We start from the raw sequence: 19,024 nt of genomic DNA, 5'->3' as shown, positions 1-19,024 counted from the left end.
AGGATAGAACTGATAAGAATGAATACAAGAAGGTTTGAAATCTGAGGTAAATAATTCTTTAGTAGCATGGTATTTTTTCAAATGGTTTCAGAAAGATAATCACTCTCTCCCGATCTTTCGAGGCCAAATTCATTTTATGCAGATACCAAGCCTGATTTGGCAGAAAAGCAGGGCTTATCCAGCAGAAAGTGAAAGGATTCCTTTCTCATTTACCTGAACCAGACCTTTATCCATGAGGTACCTTAGTACTTTTTCTCTTTGAGCTGGGGAGCCCTCTTTAACTTCCAATAAGAGGTCGCGATAACTAGTATGCTCGGCCTTCAAACGATCCATAATCGCTTGCTGAATGGCCTGATACTCTTTATCATTGACCTTTGTTTTATTCCGACCTATGCAGACATCACATTTTCCGCAAGGCTGATGATCCTTTTCCCCAAAATACTGCTGAATAAAAAGACTCCTGCATAATTCTGTCTGCTGTACATAGGTCTTCATTTCTTTCAGTCGCCGAGCATTTTGTTTCTGGAGAAAGGTGTATTTATCCCAATTGAGTTCCTGTTTGGAAAGATTGTGTCGGGGACTCAAAAAGCGGATGATGGGTTTGTCTGTAGCAGGCGTGTAGATCAAAATACGATGCTGCATCAGACGCATAAGCAGGTGATGCAAATCTAAAGGGGGCAAATCCAGTTGCCGGCCCCAATTATCCAGGAGAAATCGAACTTCTCGGCTATAGGTTTCTCCTCCAAGCATACGCAACATAAATTCGATTACCGGAGCGATGCTGGGATGCTGTTTTTTGTAAATGATGACATCTTCCGGTTGGGCCAGAAAATGAACATAGGAAAAATCATCGCTATCCTCATTCAAATGAAGTATGCCTTCATTATGCAGCACTTTGAGAGAATTATAAAGCGAAAGGGCAGGCTGCTCCGTATGCTTTGACAGTTCTCGCATATCGAATTCCTGGCTCTGATCTGACAAGCCCTCTCTGGAAATGCGGAAATAGTTGCATAGCAGTGCATAATGAGATTTCAATTCTTTCCAATCGGGATATTTATTGTCAGACCAACGCTGTATTTCCCCTAAATCCGGTGCATTATTGAAAACAATTGCCAGGGCAGTCTTTCCATCTCTTCCTCCCCTACCCGCTTCCTGATAATAACTTTCCAAATCGAAGGGCAAATTGTAATGAACTACAAATCGAACATCTGCTTTGTCAATCCCCATCCCAAAGGCATTGGTAGCAACCATGATACGAACTCTATCTTCCAGCCAGGCATTCTGCACCTCATTTCTTTCCGAGTTTTTCATCCCCCCATGATAGGCCATAGCCGTAATCCCTTCTTTTTGAAGCATGAGTGCCAAAGCTTCTGTTAATTTTCGGGTCCGGGCATAGATGATCCCTGTTCCCTGAGTTCGCTGAGCGATACTTAGGATTCTTTTAGCTACATTTTCTTCCTCAAATACAAAATAACGGAGGTTTTCTCTTTTAAAACTTTGGGCGAAAATGGAAGGCTTTTTCATTTCCAGCTTCTCCAGGATATCTTTTTTCACTTCCGGAGGTGCAGAAGCTGTGAGCGCTATAGTCGGAACCTTTGGCAGAATCTCCCGGATGCTGGCAATTTTCAGATAGGCAGGTCGAAAATCATAGCCCCATTGACTGATACAATGGGCTTCATCTACTACCAGAAGTTTTACCGGCATTTGGGGCAAACGAGCTCGGAACATATCACTCTGAATGCGTTCGGGTGCCAGGTATAGAAATTTATAGGTTCCATCCATAGCCCCCTGCAGTTTCTGGTCTATTTGATTATAGCCCAAACTACTATTGATATAGGTGGCTGCAATTCCTCTTTTGTTCAGATTTTCAACCTGATCCTTCATCAGCGCAATCAAGGGCGAAATCACAATGGTAAGTCCGTCCTGCATCATAGCTGGTACCTGAAAACAAATAGATTTTCCGCCACCTGTAGGAAGCAATGCCAGGCTATCTTTTCCGGCAAGCACCTCATGTATTATCTCCTCTTGCAAGGGGCGGAATTTTTCAAAGCCCCAGTAGCGATTCAGGATTTCAAGTGCACTTGTCATAAAAAAAGATACAGATCGTTTGCTTAAAAGACAGGGATGTCGATTGTTCCTGTCTGAGCGAAATTAAATAACTATTTTTGTGCATGAAAAAGATTCTGCGAATCCCTTACTTATATATCATTCCCTTTTTCCTTCTGAGCGGCTTTGTTCATCCTTTTTATGTAAGTGTAAGTCAAATCGGTTATAATTCAGAAAGTAAGAGTCTTGAGATCGCTTGCAAGATTTTTGTCGATGATCTGGAAACTGCACTTGAAGCTGCCGGAGCAAAAGATTTATACATCGGCCTGGAAAATGAAAAAGCAGGAGCCGATGATATAATAGACAATTACCTGAGAAAGCATATTGACATTCGTATAAATGGAGAAAAAGTTGAAGGAAGCTTTTTAGGAAAGGAAGTAGTAGATGATGTCATTTGGTCCTATATCGAATATCAAGATGTAGCTTTCCCCAGCGAATTTTCTATTGATAACACCTTGTTGATCGATGAATTAGAAGGTCAGCAAAATATTGTTCACGTAAAGGTAGCGGGCAAAGAAAAAAGTCTTCGATTGTTTAAAGGGAGGAGCAAGGATGTACTCAACTTCTAGTCTTTAATCAGACCTTCATCCCTCAATATCCAGTAAGCAGAATTTGCAACGGCAGCCCCATTTTGCATGAGACTAGGGAGAGAAACCAGTTTTTTGAACTTCTTCCCCTCTTCTTCAAAGAGGATTTCCATACTTGCACGTGCTTTCCCCTCCACCGCCTGTTGAAAGTTCACTTCTACAATATCTCTCCTTATGATCATAGGAGTCAGGGATACCTGTCGATTGGTCCAAAGCCCAAATAAGGCTACCATTGAAGCTCCAAAAAAGAAGAATGCAAGAAAGTAATTGACGATCCAGAGGGAAATAAACAGGGCCAGCAAAAAGACAAAAAAGAGTAAGGCATAGAGGATCGATACTCTTTTAAAGCCTTTTTTATATAACCAATTGGAAAGGCGAGCACTCAAGCCCTCTCCATGGAATTCGATGCGATCCGTGAAAATCTGGCAAATGCCATTTCGAGTGGGAAAGGATTTTGATCCGGATCTCATGAGGATAACGTTATTAACGTTGATGGTGTTTGGCTGTTAGTGTTTTAGGGTGTAAGCGGGGGTAGATGAAATACCCTAATACTCAAAGACGCTAACACACAAACACTTCTTTCTATCTCTTAACCAACTTCATATAAGCTTCCGCCAATTCTTTCTCCCGAAAAATTTTGCGCTTGATGCTCCATTTTTCCTGGGCGAACTCTAAGCCCCATAGGCTAGCGGGAAATTCTTCTCCCAAGCCATAATCCCATGCAGATTCAAGATAGAGTTTGTCTGCATCCAGCTTTTCAAACTCTCCTATATATTCCTGCCCATCTATTTCCAGGGGTTCTTCCTGAAGTTTGGTTTCTCTTAGTTTCGAATTTTCATAAGAACTGGCCCAATACAGGTCCGTCCATATAATATAACTATGACGAGCTGCATTGAGCAGACCTCCTTTTTGAACATCAAAGGTATCTTCTTCGAGATTTTTACCGTCCTTGTCCTGGATCACGATCTTGTGTGCTCCTTTTTCCAGTTCCAGCAATTTCATGCTGCGTGGAGGCATATCGTGTCTGAGTTCGTCTATGGTTACAAAGAGGAATTCATCCCCCGCATTATCCAATTCCACATTCCCCTTCTCGCATGATGCGAACAGGAGCAGACAAAGAATCAAGCTAAAGTTGAGTAGGTATTTCATATTTTCTCAAATCCAGGATCACTTACCCTCTTTACGGCATTCCGTTGAATTGGATTTAACACGGATAAAATTACGTATAAATAATTTATTTTTGAAAGTATTTGGGAAGTGGAAAAACTACGATTTGCTTAATGAGACCACATTTGGTAGTAAAAGCTGCCTCTTTTCTTTCAATTTTTATACCGATGTGTTTTTCTTAGCAAGATTTTTTCTTAATTTTGCAGACCGAAATAAAAAGAAAATGGCAAAGAGTAAAGCAAATAGACATCAAGTAATCCTGGAGTGTACAGAGCACAAAGACTCAGGAAAACCAGGGACTTCACGCTACATCACTACCAAAAACCGGAAAAATACAACCGGAAGATTGGAGTTGAAGAAGTACAATCCGATTCTGAAAAAGTACACCATCCACAAAGAGATTAAATAGTTTAACCCCTTTTTGGGAAATAAAGATATAATACCATGGCAAAGAAAGTAGTAGCTGGATACCGCGACAGATCAAAAAGTAAAGGATTCACCAAAGTAATCCGTGCGGTAAAAAATCCTGAAACCGGAGCCTATACCTACAAAGAGGATATTGTTCCCAGTGATATGGTAAAAGACTTTCTGAAAGACCAGAAATAGTCTTTACACAAGAAATTATAGATCCGGCTTTTCTGTAAAGAGAAGCCGGATATTTTTTTATCTTTTTCCCATACGCATCTGCCCCTAAATTTCGTTCTTTCATTCGTAAGCTGTGTAAAGCAGACGATTTGCCGTTCAAACCTGATTAGTGTGAGTAAATATATTCCAGCCGGATTCTACCTGATTCCCTTCATTTTCTTTTTTTCCTTTCTACCCACTCAGTTGTGGGCAACTTCTTTCCCCGTCAGTTCGAATGCTGATTCTGGAGGGGGAAGTCTGAGAGAAGCGGTTTCTATTGCCCAAAGCGGGGACACGATAAATTTTTCCATCGTCGGAGAAATTGTTCTGGATTCTCAGCTTTTTATCACAAAAAATCTATGGATTCTGGGTCCAGGAGCTGATCAATTAGCCATAACTACCCAGGATTCCACTCGCTTATTTAATATTGGAAAGGCTGATACTGTTTCCATTGAAGGCCTTCGATTCTACAATGGAAATGCGACGGGCTATGATCCCCCTTATGGAGGAGCAATTAGCAATAGTGGAGTATTGAGGGTGAAAAACTGCCTCTTTCATGAAAATATAGCGACCTCAGGAGGAGCCATAGACAATGCAGCTTTTGGGCTGCAAGGGGTAAAACTTTATGTAGAGAACTGTAGTTTCTACCGAAACCTGGCCATACAACCCATACCGGGCTTTATTGAATTTGGAGGGGCTATTTATGCAGATGCCAGGGGAAGTGGAGAAACCCGTGTAGAAATTAGCAATAGTACCTTTGCTGAAAACAAAGCGAAGATATCTGGAGGGGCTATTTATCTGGTCAATGATGCGGGAGGGCAAGCCAGCATTCTCATCGAAAACAGCACCATAGCCTTTAATGAAGTGGAAGGTCGATGCGGAGGCCTTGATATTTCTCAGGCGGGAGCAGCGGAATTGAAAAACAGCTTGCTAGCTGATAATATCGGGAGAATCGATATTCCCAATATCTTTGGAGCGCTGCGTAGTCAAGGCAATAATCTCATAGATGATACGACCAATAGCCTGGTGCTAGTAAGTAGTCCGGGCACGGATTTATTTAATGTTGATGCAGAGCTAGGGCCCTTTGGATTAAATGGCGGAATATTTCCTACCGTAAGTCTGCGATGTACTAGCCCTGCCATAGATGCGGGCGATGATACAGCAGCACCCCTTACTGACAGTAGAGGGCAAACAAGGATTTCTACTTCTGATATCGGTTCCTTTGAAAGAAATGCAAGCCTGGATCTTCAGATCAGCAATCTTCAGGACAATGGCTATGGTTCGCTCAGGCAAGCCCTGGACTTAGCTTGTACCGGGGATACCCTTAGACTTGGCAATGTAAATGGCGTAATCAGACTGGCTTCTACCCTTGAAATCAGTCAGAATCAAGTGATTTATGGAAATCCCCAAAACCCTGTTTTTCTAAATGGTGGAGACAGTTTGCGAATTTTGTATATAAATCCCGGCATAGAAGTTCAGTTGAAAGATCTGAATTTTGAAAAAGGCAATCCCTCTAGTTTTGGAGGAGGAGCTATTATGAATAAAGGCAAGCTAAGGGTTGAAAATTCAGCTTTTCGCTGGAACAAAGCCTCAGGCGCAGGCGCCATCGCCAATTATGGAGACTTGGGGCCGGCAGAAATGGATATCATCAATTGTAGCTTTGCGGAAAATGAAGCAGAATTTCTGGATGGAGGCGCGATAGACAATCGAGCCTTCGACAATGGAGCTACAGCAAATATTCTCCATTGCAGCTTTGCGCTCAATCGAGCCGGCAACCGTGGGGGAGCCCTCTACAATGCCTCAGGAGCAGACTTCATGCTGACCAATAGTATAGTAAGCAATAATCAGGCGGTCGAAGGAGATGATGTTTTTGGAGATTTCTTTAATGAAGGAATCAATATCGTTCAGAATGAGGATAGCGCCAATTGGTTAAATCTCATCAATAGCGTTACCATCCTCGCTGTAGATCCCCTACTCGATCCATTCGAATACTATGGAGGTTCCTCTTATAGTTTCCGACTCCAAAGTGGCAGTCCTGCCATAGATGCAGGAGATAATAGCTTTGCCCCACAAACAGATCAACGAGGACAAGTCCGTATTTTCAATGGAAGCGTTGATTTGGGAGCTTATGAATACGATCCTGCTACCGGAATCCCACATGACATTTCAGCTTCGCTCTTACTCTTTCCCCAACCAAACAAAGGTTACTTTACGTTAAGCTGGAAAGAGGGAGCCAATCAGGAATTTCTGTACGAACTAAGAGACCTACAAGGAAGAATCATTTCTCTCAAAAGGCTGAAACTGGATGCAAAGGGGGAAGTATTTGTGGATGAAAGCAGCCTTAGTCCCGCTTACTATGTACTTAGACTAAGGAGTAAAGATGCTACGGCAGCTATTCCCCTGCAGATCCTACGCTAAAAGGCAATTCCTTACCTTCAATTTCGTTCATTACAAAAATAGTCTGTGAATTACTTTAATCGTTTCAACTCAAAGCTCCTTTCGTTCTTTTCTGTCCTTACGTTGGCTAGCCTGGCTGCTTGTCAACTGGATCCGCTGGCGGATCTGAACTGGGATACAGATCTGATCCTTCCATTGGCCAAAACAGAAATAACACTGGATCAGGTACTTCAGGATAGCAATATCGTGGAGAATGATGAAAACCTTTGGAGCCTTGCTTTCCGCGAGAAGTTATCAGAAGCCAATCTTCAGGAACTGGTGGATTTTCCCGATCTGGAAGCCGAGTTTGGATTCAAGCTCGACGAACTGGAACTGAGTTCTGATACTATCACACAGACCATCACCCTGGCTGAACTTGCCAGAGGACTTGTAGCTCAAGGCAATATCATTGGACAAATCATCCTGGCAGCTCATGGACAGACCATTCCCAGTCTTCCTGCGAATAATGGCTTGAGTTCCGGAGTGATCCCCATAGATGCCTCAGACTTCTTTCAATTTGCTCGAGTAGCCGAAGGAGAGTTGCTCTTAAAAATGGAAAATCAGCTTCCCCTTGACATTCAAAATGTACGCCTGGAAGTACGAAATAAAAGTCTGCCCGGACCGCCTATCGTATCAGATACATTTGCAGTAATTCCTGCCAGGACGAGTGTTACAGAAAGCTATGATCTCTCAGGCAAAGAAGTCGAGAGTCAACTAGAGGGAGAGCTTATAAATGTGGATATCGCCGCAGGCACCAATGTTCCCATTGACACCAATGATTTCATCCGATTAACCCTGGTAGTACAAAACCTGAAAGCAGAAACAGCTACCGCGGTCTTTCCCCAGCAAACTTTACTGGATACTATTCGAGAAACCATTTATCGATTTGATGAGGAATTTGCCGATATCCGAATCAGTAAAGTGAAAGTAAAATCCGGTAAGATTAAAGCCGATGCGATTAGCACGGTAGAAGATACCGTGAGTTTTGCCTATGCTTTGGAATCAGCTTTCAATGAGCTGGGAGAAAAACCCAGCCTTCAAATCAAGATTCCTCCAGCCACCCCGACTACTCCTTCTACCCTGATTGTAGAGCAGCCTTTGGAGGGATTTACCATCGATCTGACTTCCAATGGAACCACCTATAATACCATTCTTGAAGGCATTCAAATAAATCTGGTCGAATCAGGCACCCTGGTTACCCTTGATCAACAGGACAGTGTATTTGTCCTATTTACCCTGACCGATCTCGAACCGGTATATGTGGAAGGCTATCTGGGTAATAGAAAAGTGAGTTTTCAGGGAGAGAATGAGCTTAATGTCTTTAAGGATATTGAATTTGAAAATATTCGATTTGAAGAACCTGAGATTTCCCTGATCATCGAAAACTCTATGGGCGTTAATACTGATCTCACCATCAACAAATTGGAAGGGATCAATAGCGAAAGAGGGACAAGCACCGAATTGAGAAATGATGAATTACTCGCAGGCCCACTTCCGATCAATCGTCCTCAGTTGCCCGATACCAATGGAGTTGCCAGTACCCAATTGGATTTTACGATTGAAAACAGCAATGTCCGAAATTTCAGCAATATCCTCCTGGACAAACTCATCTACGATATAGATGTACAGGTAAATCGACAAGGATTTCAGAATACATTTTTAGACTTCGGAACTGATAATAGCAAGATCGAATCCTTTGTGGAAGTTTCAGTCCCCTTCCATGCTTCGGTTGAAGGCCTGGTTTTTTCGGATGAAGTTGAGCTAAATCCTGAGACCCTTGATCTTGAACAAATTTCGCAAGGCATCCTTCGCATCGTCATCGAGAACCGATTTCCAATGGAGGCAATAGCCAGCATTAGTTTGTTGGATAAAGGAGAAAATGTCCTCACAGTATTGGCGCAGGAAGAAGTTATCGAAGCCGGAAGAATAAATGAGGTAGGTTATGTAGAAGAAACCCTGGCCGGCAATACCCTCATTGAAAAAGAATATACAGCTCAGGAACTCACAGATATCCTGGGCGCTGCAGAGAAATTGAAAATAAACTTTCGACTGGATACCGATCCTATAAACCAGTCTGTGAAAATCTTTGCTGACTATAGCCTGAATGTGAGCCTGGTCGGTCAGTTTAAAAGTAATATTCCCTAGAACCACATGAATAAGTCTATATATTTTTTCCTCCTTTGCTGCTTCCTCCTCCTCCATTTCCAATTGGAAGCACAAACAGGGGTTCAACTTAGCAACAGCCCCAAGATCAGTTTGGGTCAATGGCAGCAACCGGCCTTCCTGGCTACAGATGACTTCAAGCATCTGAGCATTGGTCTGGGGGGAGCATATGACCTGGCGTCCTCCAGTTTGAGTTTAGGAAATTGGCCGCTGAATGATGATTTCCTCGATGAAGGGGAAAAGGCTGATATTCTGGATGATTTGGGTGATGACAATCGTTTCAACATCTTGGCCCAGGGAGATCTTTTGGTGAATTTCCGAATCAAGAAAAAGCCGTATAGTATGGGCTTTCGTCAAAGAAGTCTGGCCTATGCCGGTTTTGGTGGAAAAGACATTATGGGCCTGATACTTTTGGGGAATGCAGCCTATACGGGTCAGAGAATAAGCAGCGAAGATGTTCTCTTGAGCATTCAATCCTATTCTGAGCTTTCTTTTGGAACTGCCAGCAAGCAAGGAAATTGGTCATACGGAGGAAGAATAAAATTACTGCTGGGGAATAACTATCAATCCCTGGACCTGCGGGAGTTTTCTCTTTTTACCGAGGAATTGGGAACAGCTATAGAAGTTCAGGCGAATTTTGACCTGGACCGTAAGGCTGGAGAGGGAGCAGCAGGATTTGGGGCAGGAGTAGACCTTGGCGCCAGTTATCAGATCAATGAGAAGCTCATGGCTCAGGCTTCATTGATTGATTTTGGTTTTATATCCTGGTCTGTGGAAAAGAATCAGAATATCGTAAATACTACCTATGAAGGATTGTTGATAGAAGACATTGGAAATCTCGACTTTTCCGGGGAAAACAGCATCTTTAGTTCGGACAGTCTGGAGCGATTATTCTTCCCGGATACCGTGGAGGTCAATAGTAGTAATTATCTTCCCGGCTTTGCTCAAATAGGCCTTAATTATCAGCTATCCAACCGTAGCAGCCTGGGGGTTTTGTTTCGATATGGTTTCTTCCAAAACTCGCCCATGAGCAATCGTTTACAGTTCCACACCATATTTCAACACAATATCAATAAGTGGTTAAAAGGTGGCATACATGCTTCATTTGGAGGATTTGAGGGGATCGATGCGGGGCTGATGTTGGCAGGAAATATAGGCCTGAATAAAGAGCAGGATTTACAGCTTTTTTTACAATCCGATAAACTTTTAGGACTCCTTCTTCCCGATAGTGGAAGAGGTCAGGGATTACAAGCGGGAATCATCTTCCGCTATTAATTACTGATAATTAGGAGATTATATACGAAGCGATCTTGCTTCTTTTTGTGCTTTTCCTTATTTTGAATAAAGGCACCTAAAAAAGCACCCAAATATCCGCTTCTGTTTAATGCCTAAAAGGACTCCTAGTATGACGCGTAGAAGTAAGAAGAATCCATTGATCGCTTACCTATCCGGTGAAGCATCTACTCTCCAAAAACAACAAGTTGAAAGCTGGCTGAAAAGCGAGGAATCCAATCAGGAATTGTACGATAGTTTGTCGCGCGCCTGGACCAATGGAGATCAGGAAAAGGTCAAGGAACTTCTTCCCCAAAACGCTCCCTGGGAATCCAGACTAGAGGAAGTTGAGGAATATGTTCCTCATGACTTTGCCCCTAACCCCTTTCCAAAAGGATATGTGATGTTTGGCATACGGGTAGCTGCTACACTTCTCTTTTTGACTTGTATCTATTTCCTCTTTGAATCTAAATTCGATTCTGTTTGGGAAAGAGCTAATCCTGAATTGTTGATGGCTCAAAGTCCCATGGATCAAGACCTTCAACTTGAACTGCCTAAAGCCGGCCAGGTATTCCTGCGTGCAAATAGTGAACTCAGCTATCCTGCTCATTTCGGAGGCTTCAATCGTAAAATCGAATTGAAAGGAGAAGCAGATTTTGATATTAAAGCCAATGAGCAAGGGCATCCCCTCTTTATCAAAGTATCCGAGTCTATTTTAGAAGTAGAATCGGGAAGATTTAGAGTGAGTCAAACCGGCAGTCCTAGCATTGTTGAGGTTTTGGTGGAAAGTGGTTCCATCAACTTTAAATCAGGAGAAGATTCTACTCCTCTTTACCTTGAAGCCGGACACCGGGTAATCTATGCCTATGAGGACAATAGTATCTATACAGAGAAATTATATACAGATATATCTCTCTTAGAATAAGTCCGAAATCGATTTAGAACGAAAGTGCTTATAATATAAAAAAGCCCTCGCCATTGGTGAGGGTTTTTTGGTAGGTGTTCTGGTGTTTTAGATAGAACACATATAGCTCTCCAATGGATACCTTTTAGATTAAATCTTTTAAGACAATAGCTTTCTCCTCACCAAAATCAGCTGCCTGAAATAGTTTTACCAGTTCACAAGCTAGCAGCTCCGGAGAGTAATGCGTTTGACGAGCCGAGTTACCGCCACGATTCGATTCCTGCTGCTCGGCATTTAGCAGAATGGAACTATATTTCACGGGAAATTTTTGACCAATTTGGCTAAGCGCTAGTTCTCGAATCAGGCCAGGAAGTTGATCATGATGCTTTCCTCCAACAGCAGAACCCGGTTTCGCAGACTGATCTTCCTGCCTTCCACAGATGAGGATTCGTTTTTCCTTATCCATAGGCTGCACCATCCTTTGATAGGAATTACAATAATCTGATAAGAGAGAGGATTTTATGCCCGATTTATCTTTTTCGGTCATGACAATCAGGCTTACTTCCTTCCAATCTTCTTCTTCCATTTTATCCAAGACCTTCTCTATCCAGGCCTGTGTCTTAACCGCATCCTTTGTATCCATCTGCTCGAAATTCAATGCGAGCTGACGCATACGCGCAAACTTCCTTAAGTCCATATTTTCATCAGGAGAAGCAAAAAACAACTCATTACTGGTCGAGAGGAGCTGTTCGGCCATAGAGGTCGAAAGGGAGCCGGATACTCCAAGGAGAATGTAGAAACGCATAGTAATAGGGTCGGTTTCAACTAATGATCGAAAATATTCAGCAAAAAGACAAAGCCTTGCCCTATTTTCTTGCTATTCTCTTTCGAAGCTCAAGCGTTGTCCACGAATACTATCGTCAAACTTTCCTTCTGCATATACTTCCTCGGCATTTACAAAGGTTCTTACCACCCGGGATTTAAATTGGGTTCCTTCAAGCGGAGACCAACCACACTTATACAGGACATTCTTGCGATTGACGATCCAGGGATTGTTTCGATCCACCAACACCAAATCCGCAAAATAGCCTTCTCGAATATATCCTCGCTTTTCCAACTGGAAACATTCAGCAGGTGCATGGCACATTTTCTCAATGGCTTTCTCCATACTCAGGACACCTTGCTCTACCATTTCTAATACTGTAACCAGGGCATGTTGTACCAAAGGTGCTCCCGATGGAGCTTTCAGGTAGTTATTGTCCTTTTCCTCAAGGGTGTGGGGCGCATGGTCTGTAGCTATGATATCCAGGCGATCGTCAAGGAGAGCAGCTCGTAAGGCCTCACGATCACTTTCTTTCTTAACAGCTGGGTTCCATTTGATGAACATTCCCTTTTCCTTGTAAAATTCCTCTGTAAACCACAGGTGGTGGATACAAACCTCAGCAGTAATTTGCTTGGCACTTAGAGGAATATCATTGCGGAAGAGTTCCAGTTCCTTCTCCGTAGAAATATGAAGAATATGTAGGCGCGTATCATGCTTTTGAGCCAGTTCAACCGCAAGTTTGGAAGATTGATAACAGGCCTCCACACTGCGGATGTAAGGATGCTCAGCCACCGGGATATCTTCGCCAAACTGTTCTTTGTACAGTTTTAGATTTCTCCGAATGATTTCCTCCTTTTCACAATGCGTGGCTACGAGTATCGGAGCACTCTTGAAAATATTCTCCAGGACTTCGGCATCATCAACCAGCATATTCCCCGTCGAGGAACCCATAAATACCTTGATTCCACATACAGTCGAGGGATCGGTTTTGAGCACTTCATCCAAATTGTCATTGGATGCTCCCATGAAGAAAGAGTAGTTCGCAGCGGAAACTTCTGCTGCCCGTTGATACTTTTGCTCCAGTAGTTCCTGTGTCAGGGTCTGGGGCTTGGTATTGGGCATTTCCATAAAACTCGTAATCCCGCCAGCAACAGCCGCTCTGGATTCCGTTTGTAAATCAGCTTTATGGGTTAGGCCTGGTTCCCGAAAATGTACCTGATCATCGATTACACCGGGGATCAAATAGAGCCCCTTTGCATCAATTTTTCTATCGGCAACCTTCTTGATATCTTTTGCTATCGTATGTATCAGGCCATTTTCACAGTAGATATCTGACTCGCTAATCTTTCCTTCATTTACGATCAGCGCATTTTTGATCAATAAACTTGTCATTACTTCAACTTATCTCATCATATTTCACTAAGAATATATAAATTCGTCCTCATGTTAATTCCTAGTGAATTCCATGTGAAGATGTCCTCGATTAGGGATGATCATGGTGTTTGCGGGTAATTGATTATCCTTAGGGATAACATCTTCTTAAAACAGAGCTACATACTACAAATATTATTGTGAAAGAGCCACAACATATTGCGATAGCTGGGAATATAGGTGTAGGAAAAACCACATTAGTGCAGAAACTTGCACAACATTATTCCTGGAAACCTCACCTGGAAGCTGTGGATGATAATCCTTACCTCAGCGACTTTTACCAGGACATGGCCAAATGGTCTTTTCCGCTACAAATCTTTTTTCTCAACAGCCGATTCAATCAGGTAGTCGAAATTCAAAATAGTCCGATCAGTATTATACAGGATCGGACCATTTATGAGGACGCTTTTATTTTTGCCAAGAACCTCAATGAATCCGGCTTGCTGGAAACCCGGGATTACCAAACCTATCTTGCACTCTTCAAATCGATGAGTAATATGATCAAGGCTCCGGACCTCCTCATCTATTTGCGAGCGGGAGTCCCTACCCTGGTTGATCAAATTGCAAAAAGGGGAAGAGATTATGAGATCTCCATTAGTATCAAATATTTGGAAAACCTCAATAGAAATTATGAGGAGTGGATAGGTGCATATAGAGAAGGACCACTATTGATCCTCGAAACTGATGAGTTGGACTACGTCAACCACACAGAAGATTTTGATTTCGTCGTGCAAAAGATCGAAGAAGAGCTAATTGTCAAAAGTTAGCCTAGTTTCCACCAGCACTTACTTCTTTGGGTTTGCTTTCTTCTTCTTCCTCCTCGGGCTCAGGCCTGGGGGGAATGATAGGCAATAGGATATGCGAAGGCATTTCGGCTGATCGGTGAATGCTCAGACTTGTCTCTGGACAATGCTCCCACTTTCCTTCCGGACACAGTCCGGGATTGGGCTCAAAATTTCCCCTATCAGCTCCTGCGATGGAAATACGAACCTTGCTGCCTTTTTTAAATAACCAGGCAGTAGGAGTTAAATCCAGCCGCATCTCGATGATCTTTCCATTGGCCAGGGCCTTGTCTTCATATTGGTCTTCTTTAAAACCATGCCAGGGAAGGACAGGTTTAACAGCCATTTTGTAATTGCTCTGAATGTTGGGGTCATGCTCTTTATGCCAGCCTGCTCTCAATTTCCCTTCGCTTACATAAAAGGATCTTCCACTGGAGTCCACTTCTTCGAGGTAAACAAAAATGTCACCATAGTCCTGATTGGAAGAAAGCCAAAGCTGGACAATTGGATGCCCACTTACTTCTGTATCTTCAGTCAGAGCAGGAGTATCATAGGTCCAACACTTCTTATCGAGCTCAGTACGCTCCATTCTTTCTTTAGGAATACCGGAAGTAATGGTATATCGACTCAGGCTGTCTTTGCCATAATCAGAACGTGCCTCAAAATCTACCTGATAAAGATCCTTGCCTTCAGAAGTTGACATGCTATCCAGTCCATGATTATCCTGGAAATAAAAAGCAGTTTCTCTTCTACGCGCGATCGGCCATTCATATTCTTCCCTCCACTTCCCATTCATCACATACATAAATATCGGAGCTTCCTCCTCAATTCCGTTTTCTACTCCTTTGAGGTAATGATCGAAAAAACGCAATTGCTCGATGGCCTGCTGATACATATAGCGAGCCTCATACCCCATGTGTTCTTTATAGCCCCTGCCAGTACTTGGTAAATGCCAGCGAGGACCAATCATCAATTTGGAAGGATTACTCTCTGCAAGGGTACTGTACATTTTCAAGGTACCTCGGGAGAAGATATCAAACCAGCCTCCGGAATGATAAATAGGAATCTCACTTTCAGCGATCTTATCGGCATAATATCCGGGACTTCCATGTGTATAAGAGTATTCCTCATATCCTTTGGGTCCCTCACTATCCCAATAACGTGCTCCATTTTTCACCAAATCCTCCACCAGAACATTGTCATAATGATCCTTGATTGCCTGGATATAGCTATGATTCTCCCGCTTTTTCCCATCGGGATACTTAATCCTCGCATTGGTAAAAAGACTCAGGGAATCCATCTTGACAGGTCTTTCATCCACCAATTTCCCATCTCCATCCTCATCTTCTACCGGCAATGCAGGCACCTGTCCTTTGCGAAGCTTATACTTATTTCTATTTAAATTTTTCAGAAGGTTACTAAAGGACTGCAGAAATCTGCTTGCCTGAATTCCTCCCATACAATTTGCAGCAGAATAGGCATCGAAAAACATGACCTCTGGCATAATGCACTTCAGAGCCTCTGGCTTTTCAGCAGCTGTCATAAATTGAATCCAACCTAAATAGGATGGTCCCATCATGCCTACATTTCCATCACACCACTCCTGTTCGGCAATCCAGTCAACCATGTCCTTGCCATCTTTTGCCAGAATGGGCGCCATGGGCATTTGACTACCAAAAGAAGCTCCCGTTCCCCGCATATCTGCATTAACCACTATATACCCTCTTCTCAACATAAACCGAACATAAGGGATGATTTTGCTTTGGTCGTATTCAGGTCCCCATCCAAATTTAGCCATGCTGGAAATCGCATGTTTTATTGGTCCCATCCGGGGAACCATATAGGCTCTATTGTAGGGAGTAAATTGAAGAAGGACAGGGAATGAGTCCTGCTCAGGACCTTCTGTAGGGATCAATATATCAACTGCAATACGAGTCCCATCACGCATTTCCACGTATTTCGAAATGCGCTTTGTATCCATATAGGCATCTTCTTTTTTGTAGAAACCTTTGTACCGAAATGGCTTGCTGATTATTTCATCTTCTTTATCAAGACTATCCTGAACGATAGAGTCAGGTGGAGCTTGTGCAAAAAGCCCCGGACTTATAATCAATAAGAGAGGGAAAAGGAATGGGAGGAGTGTTTGTTGCAGAGGTTGATACATGACAGTTAAAACGGAAAACTAGGAAAAAATGTTGGCTGTATATCAGCAGAATGAAGGATAATGCAACTTAGAGAGAAATTTGAGAGATAAAAAGGAAAATGGCTGCCCTAAGACAGCCATCACGGAAATTTGGATACTAAATACTACATCTTAATGCATTATGGACTTGAGCCATAATCATGTTTCTTATCTAAGCTTTTCTTTATATATACTGATTGATAATATTCTCAAATAACTCTTGCTTCCCACTTCTGGAAGTTGGCTCTCCTAACTGAGTAGCAAGCTTGCTAAGATCTGAAAGTCCCAGCTTTCCTTGTTCAAACTCTTTCCCTTTTCCGGCATCAAAAGAGGCATATCTTTCTTCCCGCAATTTCTTATAATCTGAATGCTCGAGGATGTCATTTGCAATAAGTAAAGCCCTCGCCATTATATCCATTCCTCCTATGTGTGCATAAAACAAATCTTCAAGATCTGTGGAATTTCTTCTGGTTTTTGCATCAAAGTTTATTCCTCCTCCCTGCAATCCTCCTGACTCCAGAAAAATCAACATGGCCTGGCTGAGTTCATAAATATCAACTGGAAATTGATCTGTATCCCAGCCATTTTGGTAATCCCCGCGGTTTGCATCTATGGAACCCAGTTTCCCTGCACTGGCTGCTACTGCTAGTTCATGTTCGAACGTATGATTTGCCAGGGTAGCATGGTTCACTTCGATATTGATGCTGAAATCGTCCCACAAGTCATATTCTCTCAAGAATCCAAGAACGGTTGCCGTATCAAAATCGTATTGATGCTTGCTGGGCTCAGCTGGTTTAGGTTCTATGAAAAAGGTCCCCTCAAATCCATTGGCCCTACCATAATCTCTGGCTGCACGAAGGAATTGAGCTAAATGGTCCAATTCACGTTTCATATCTGTATTCAAAAGGCTCATATAACCTTCTCTTCCTCCCCAAAACACATAGTTTTCTCCTCCCAGTTTGATAGTCGCATCCAAAGCTGCTTTCACCTGAAATGCAGCATAGGTCAGGACATGAAAATCAGGATTGGTGGAGGCACCATTCATATATCTCGGATGGCTAAATAAATTTGCCGTTCCCCAAAGCAGTTTAACTCCGGATTCCGTTTGCTTAGCCTGGGCATAATCCGTGATGATCTCCATACGTCTTTGATATTCCTCCAGGCTGTCTCCTTCATCAATCAAATCTACATCATGGAAACAGTAATAAGGAATGCCCATTTTGGTGATAAACTCAAAGGCCGCATCCATTTTATCCTTGGCCTGCTGAATGGGATCAGCACTTGCCAACCAGGGATAAACCTTCGTCCCTGAACCAAAGGGATCTCCTCCATCATTACAGAAGCTATGCCAATAGGCAACAGCAAAACGTAGATGCTCTTTCATCGTTTTACCTGCCACTACCCTGTTTTCATCATAAAATTTAAAGGCCAACGGATTGCTGGAAGTTCTTCCTTCAAAAGGAATCCGGGATATGGAAGGAAAGTATTCTTTTGTACCCGTTACAATTTTGTGGTGATTTACTTTCGTAGAGCTAGACATGAGACTTAGAGTAAGTAATAATCAGAGAAGTAGATTTTCCTTATGGTCAATCTGACACTAAGCTACGGGCTTTTTTCCGGAAGTCAAAGGATTTAGGCGAAAAAAGTTTCACTTACTCTATCCAACGCATATAAATCAACTATAATTCAATCTCGGGGACCCTTTGTTTTCCGGAAATGAACTTGGAAAAGAGAGGTACTTACAGCCTGAAAATAATGGGGGCTTGCCGCTAATGCCTTTTCAACAAAATTGAAGAATTCATTTTTTTTCCTATTATTTGCACATATCAATATCAGATTCCCAATATGTCCCATAGCCATCTGGATAAAATCGAACCCCTTTCTATTGACTGTGTTGTGTTTGGTTTCGAAGCTGAAAGTCACGATTTAAAAATCCTTCTGATCAAAAGAGCTATTGAACCTAATTTTGGTTCATGGGCCCTTCCTGGGGGTTTTATTTTGTATTCAGAAGGAATAGATGAGGCCTCCAATCGCATCCTGAATGAGATGACAGGTATAGAAAATCTTTACCTGAAACAACTAAGAGCATTTGGGGAAGTGAAGCGCTATCCAGATAAGCGTGTGATAACTCTATCGTACTATGCTTTGGTGAAACCGGGGAATTATACCCTAACTCCAGGAGAAGATGCCTCGGCTGCGGAATGGTTTTTATTGTCTGATTGTCCTGAGCTTCCTTTTGATCACCAGGAAATCTTGAACGAAGCCATTTATACATTGAGACGGGAAGTTCGAAATCGTCCTATTGGATTTGAATTGCTACCCGAAAAATTCACCCTTTTACAATTACAGAAATTGTACGAAGCCATCCTCGGCATCGAACTTGACAAGTCCAATTTCAGAAGAAAGATTCAGCGCATGAATTTGCTGGTAAAACTGGATGAGTGGGAAGAAAATGTAGCCCATAGAGCTGCAAGGCTATTCAAGTTTGATAAAGGCATTTACGATGATCTCCAAAACAAGGGATTAATTTTTGACGTTTAAACTTTT

Annotated in this window: 16 protein-coding genes; 9 read left to right on the top strand and 7 right to left on the bottom strand. The window is 42.5% G+C overall.

All coding sequences use genetic code 11. From position 1 onward, the window contains the following. Positions 1–174: 174 nt before the first annotated feature. Positions 175–2,088: an ATP-dependent DNA helicase RecQ gene (locus R8P61_07560; protein MDW3646901.1), complete on the bottom strand. Its 1,914-nt coding sequence runs from the start codon at positions 2,086–2,088 to the stop codon at positions 175–177. Between the two features lie 83 nt (positions 2,089–2,171). Between R8P61_07560 and R8P61_07555 the strand changes: the two genes are divergently transcribed. Further along, positions 2,172–2,675, top strand: coding sequence for a DUF6702 family protein (locus R8P61_07555; protein ID MDW3646900.1), 504 nt, complete (start codon positions 2,172–2,174; stop codon positions 2,673–2,675). Here R8P61_07555 and R8P61_07550 read toward each other — a convergent pair. Both R8P61_07550 and R8P61_07545 read right to left on the bottom strand, forming a co-directional pair. After that, a complete protein-coding gene (locus R8P61_07550; GenBank protein ID MDW3646899.1) occupies positions 2,672–3,163 on the bottom strand; it encodes a hypothetical protein in 492 nt (163 codons plus the stop codon). The genes R8P61_07555 and R8P61_07550 overlap by 4 nt on opposite strands. A 112-nt stretch (positions 3,164–3,275) precedes the next feature. After that, positions 3,276–3,842, bottom strand: a complete 567-nt coding sequence (locus tag R8P61_07545) for a hypothetical protein (GenBank protein MDW3646898.1) — start codon at positions 3,840–3,842, stop codon at positions 3,276–3,278. A 241-nt stretch (positions 3,843–4,083) separates the two neighbouring features. On the opposite strand from R8P61_07545, the gene rpmG reads away from it, so the two are divergent. The 6 genes from rpmG (at position 4,084) to R8P61_07515 (ending at position 11,280) form a co-directional block, all read left to right on the top strand. Then, positions 4,084–4,269, top strand: a complete 186-nt coding sequence (gene rpmG / locus R8P61_07540; protein MDW3646897.1) for a 50S ribosomal protein L33 — start codon at positions 4,084–4,086, stop codon at positions 4,267–4,269. Positions 4,270–4,304: 35 nt separating this feature from the next. Continuing rightward, positions 4,305–4,466, top strand: a complete 162-nt coding sequence (locus tag R8P61_07535; GenBank protein MDW3646896.1) for a DUF4295 domain-containing protein — start codon at positions 4,305–4,307, stop codon at positions 4,464–4,466. Between the two features lie 150 nt (positions 4,467–4,616). Next, complete coding sequence (locus tag R8P61_07530; protein ID MDW3646895.1) at positions 4,617–6,902, top strand: choice-of-anchor Q domain-containing protein; 2,286 nt, start codon at positions 4,617–4,619, stop codon at positions 6,900–6,902. Between the two features lie 45 nt (positions 6,903–6,947). Beyond that, positions 6,948–9,065: a hypothetical protein gene (locus tag R8P61_07525; GenBank protein ID MDW3646894.1), complete on the top strand. Its 2,118-nt coding sequence runs from the start codon at positions 6,948–6,950 to the stop codon at positions 9,063–9,065. A gap of 6 nt (positions 9,066–9,071) precedes the next feature. After that, positions 9,072–10,358, top strand: a complete 1,287-nt coding sequence (locus R8P61_07520) for a DUF5723 family protein (GenBank protein MDW3646893.1) — start codon at positions 9,072–9,074, stop codon at positions 10,356–10,358. Between the two features lie 130 nt (positions 10,359–10,488). Then, the gene (locus R8P61_07515) at positions 10,489–11,280 is read left to right on the top strand and encodes a FecR family protein (protein ID MDW3646892.1); all 792 of its coding nucleotides are present in this window, start codon (positions 10,489–10,491) and stop codon (positions 11,278–11,280) included. Between the two features lie 124 nt (positions 11,281–11,404). Here the strand turns inward: R8P61_07515 and R8P61_07510 are convergent, their stop codons facing one another. Then, positions 11,405–12,064 (bottom strand): hypothetical protein, encoded by a 660-nt coding sequence (locus tag R8P61_07510; protein MDW3646891.1) that lies wholly within the window; start codon positions 12,062–12,064, stop codon positions 11,405–11,407. A 72-nt stretch (positions 12,065–12,136) separates the two neighbouring features. Continuing rightward, positions 12,137–13,474 carry a dihydroorotase gene (locus R8P61_07505; GenBank protein ID MDW3646890.1) on the bottom strand — a complete coding sequence of 446 codons (1,338 nt, stop codon included), beginning with the start codon at positions 13,472–13,474 and terminating at the stop codon, positions 12,137–12,139. Between the two features lie 179 nt (positions 13,475–13,653). Here R8P61_07505 and R8P61_07500 point away from each other — a divergent pair, with 179 nt between their 5' ends. After that, complete coding sequence (locus R8P61_07500) at positions 13,654–14,280, top strand: deoxynucleoside kinase (protein ID MDW3646889.1); 627 nt, start codon at positions 13,654–13,656, stop codon at positions 14,278–14,280. 1 nt (position 14,281) lies between these two features. On the opposite strand, the gene R8P61_07495 is transcribed toward R8P61_07500, so the two are convergent. Both R8P61_07495 and xylA read right to left on the bottom strand, forming a co-directional pair. Then, a complete protein-coding gene (locus R8P61_07495) occupies positions 14,282–16,459 on the bottom strand; it encodes a CocE/NonD family hydrolase (GenBank protein MDW3646888.1) in 2,178 nt (725 codons plus the stop codon). A 202-nt stretch (positions 16,460–16,661) separates the two neighbouring features. Further along, positions 16,662–18,017, bottom strand: coding sequence for a xylose isomerase (gene xylA / locus R8P61_07490; GenBank protein ID MDW3646887.1), 1,356 nt, complete (start codon positions 18,015–18,017; stop codon positions 16,662–16,664). A gap of 305 nt (positions 18,018–18,322) precedes the next feature. Between xylA and R8P61_07485 the strand changes: the two genes are divergently transcribed. Next, complete coding sequence (locus tag R8P61_07485) at positions 18,323–19,018, top strand: NUDIX domain-containing protein (protein ID MDW3646886.1); 696 nt, start codon at positions 18,323–18,325, stop codon at positions 19,016–19,018. Positions 19,019–19,024: the final 6 nt, after the last annotated feature.

Source organism: Bacteroidia bacterium, assembly GCA_033391075.1.
Taxonomy (GTDB): domain Bacteria; phylum Bacteroidota; class Bacteroidia; order J057; family J057; genus JAWPMV01.
Note: the sequence above shows the minus strand (reverse complement) of the source record. Positions and strands in the feature narration are given on the sequence as shown.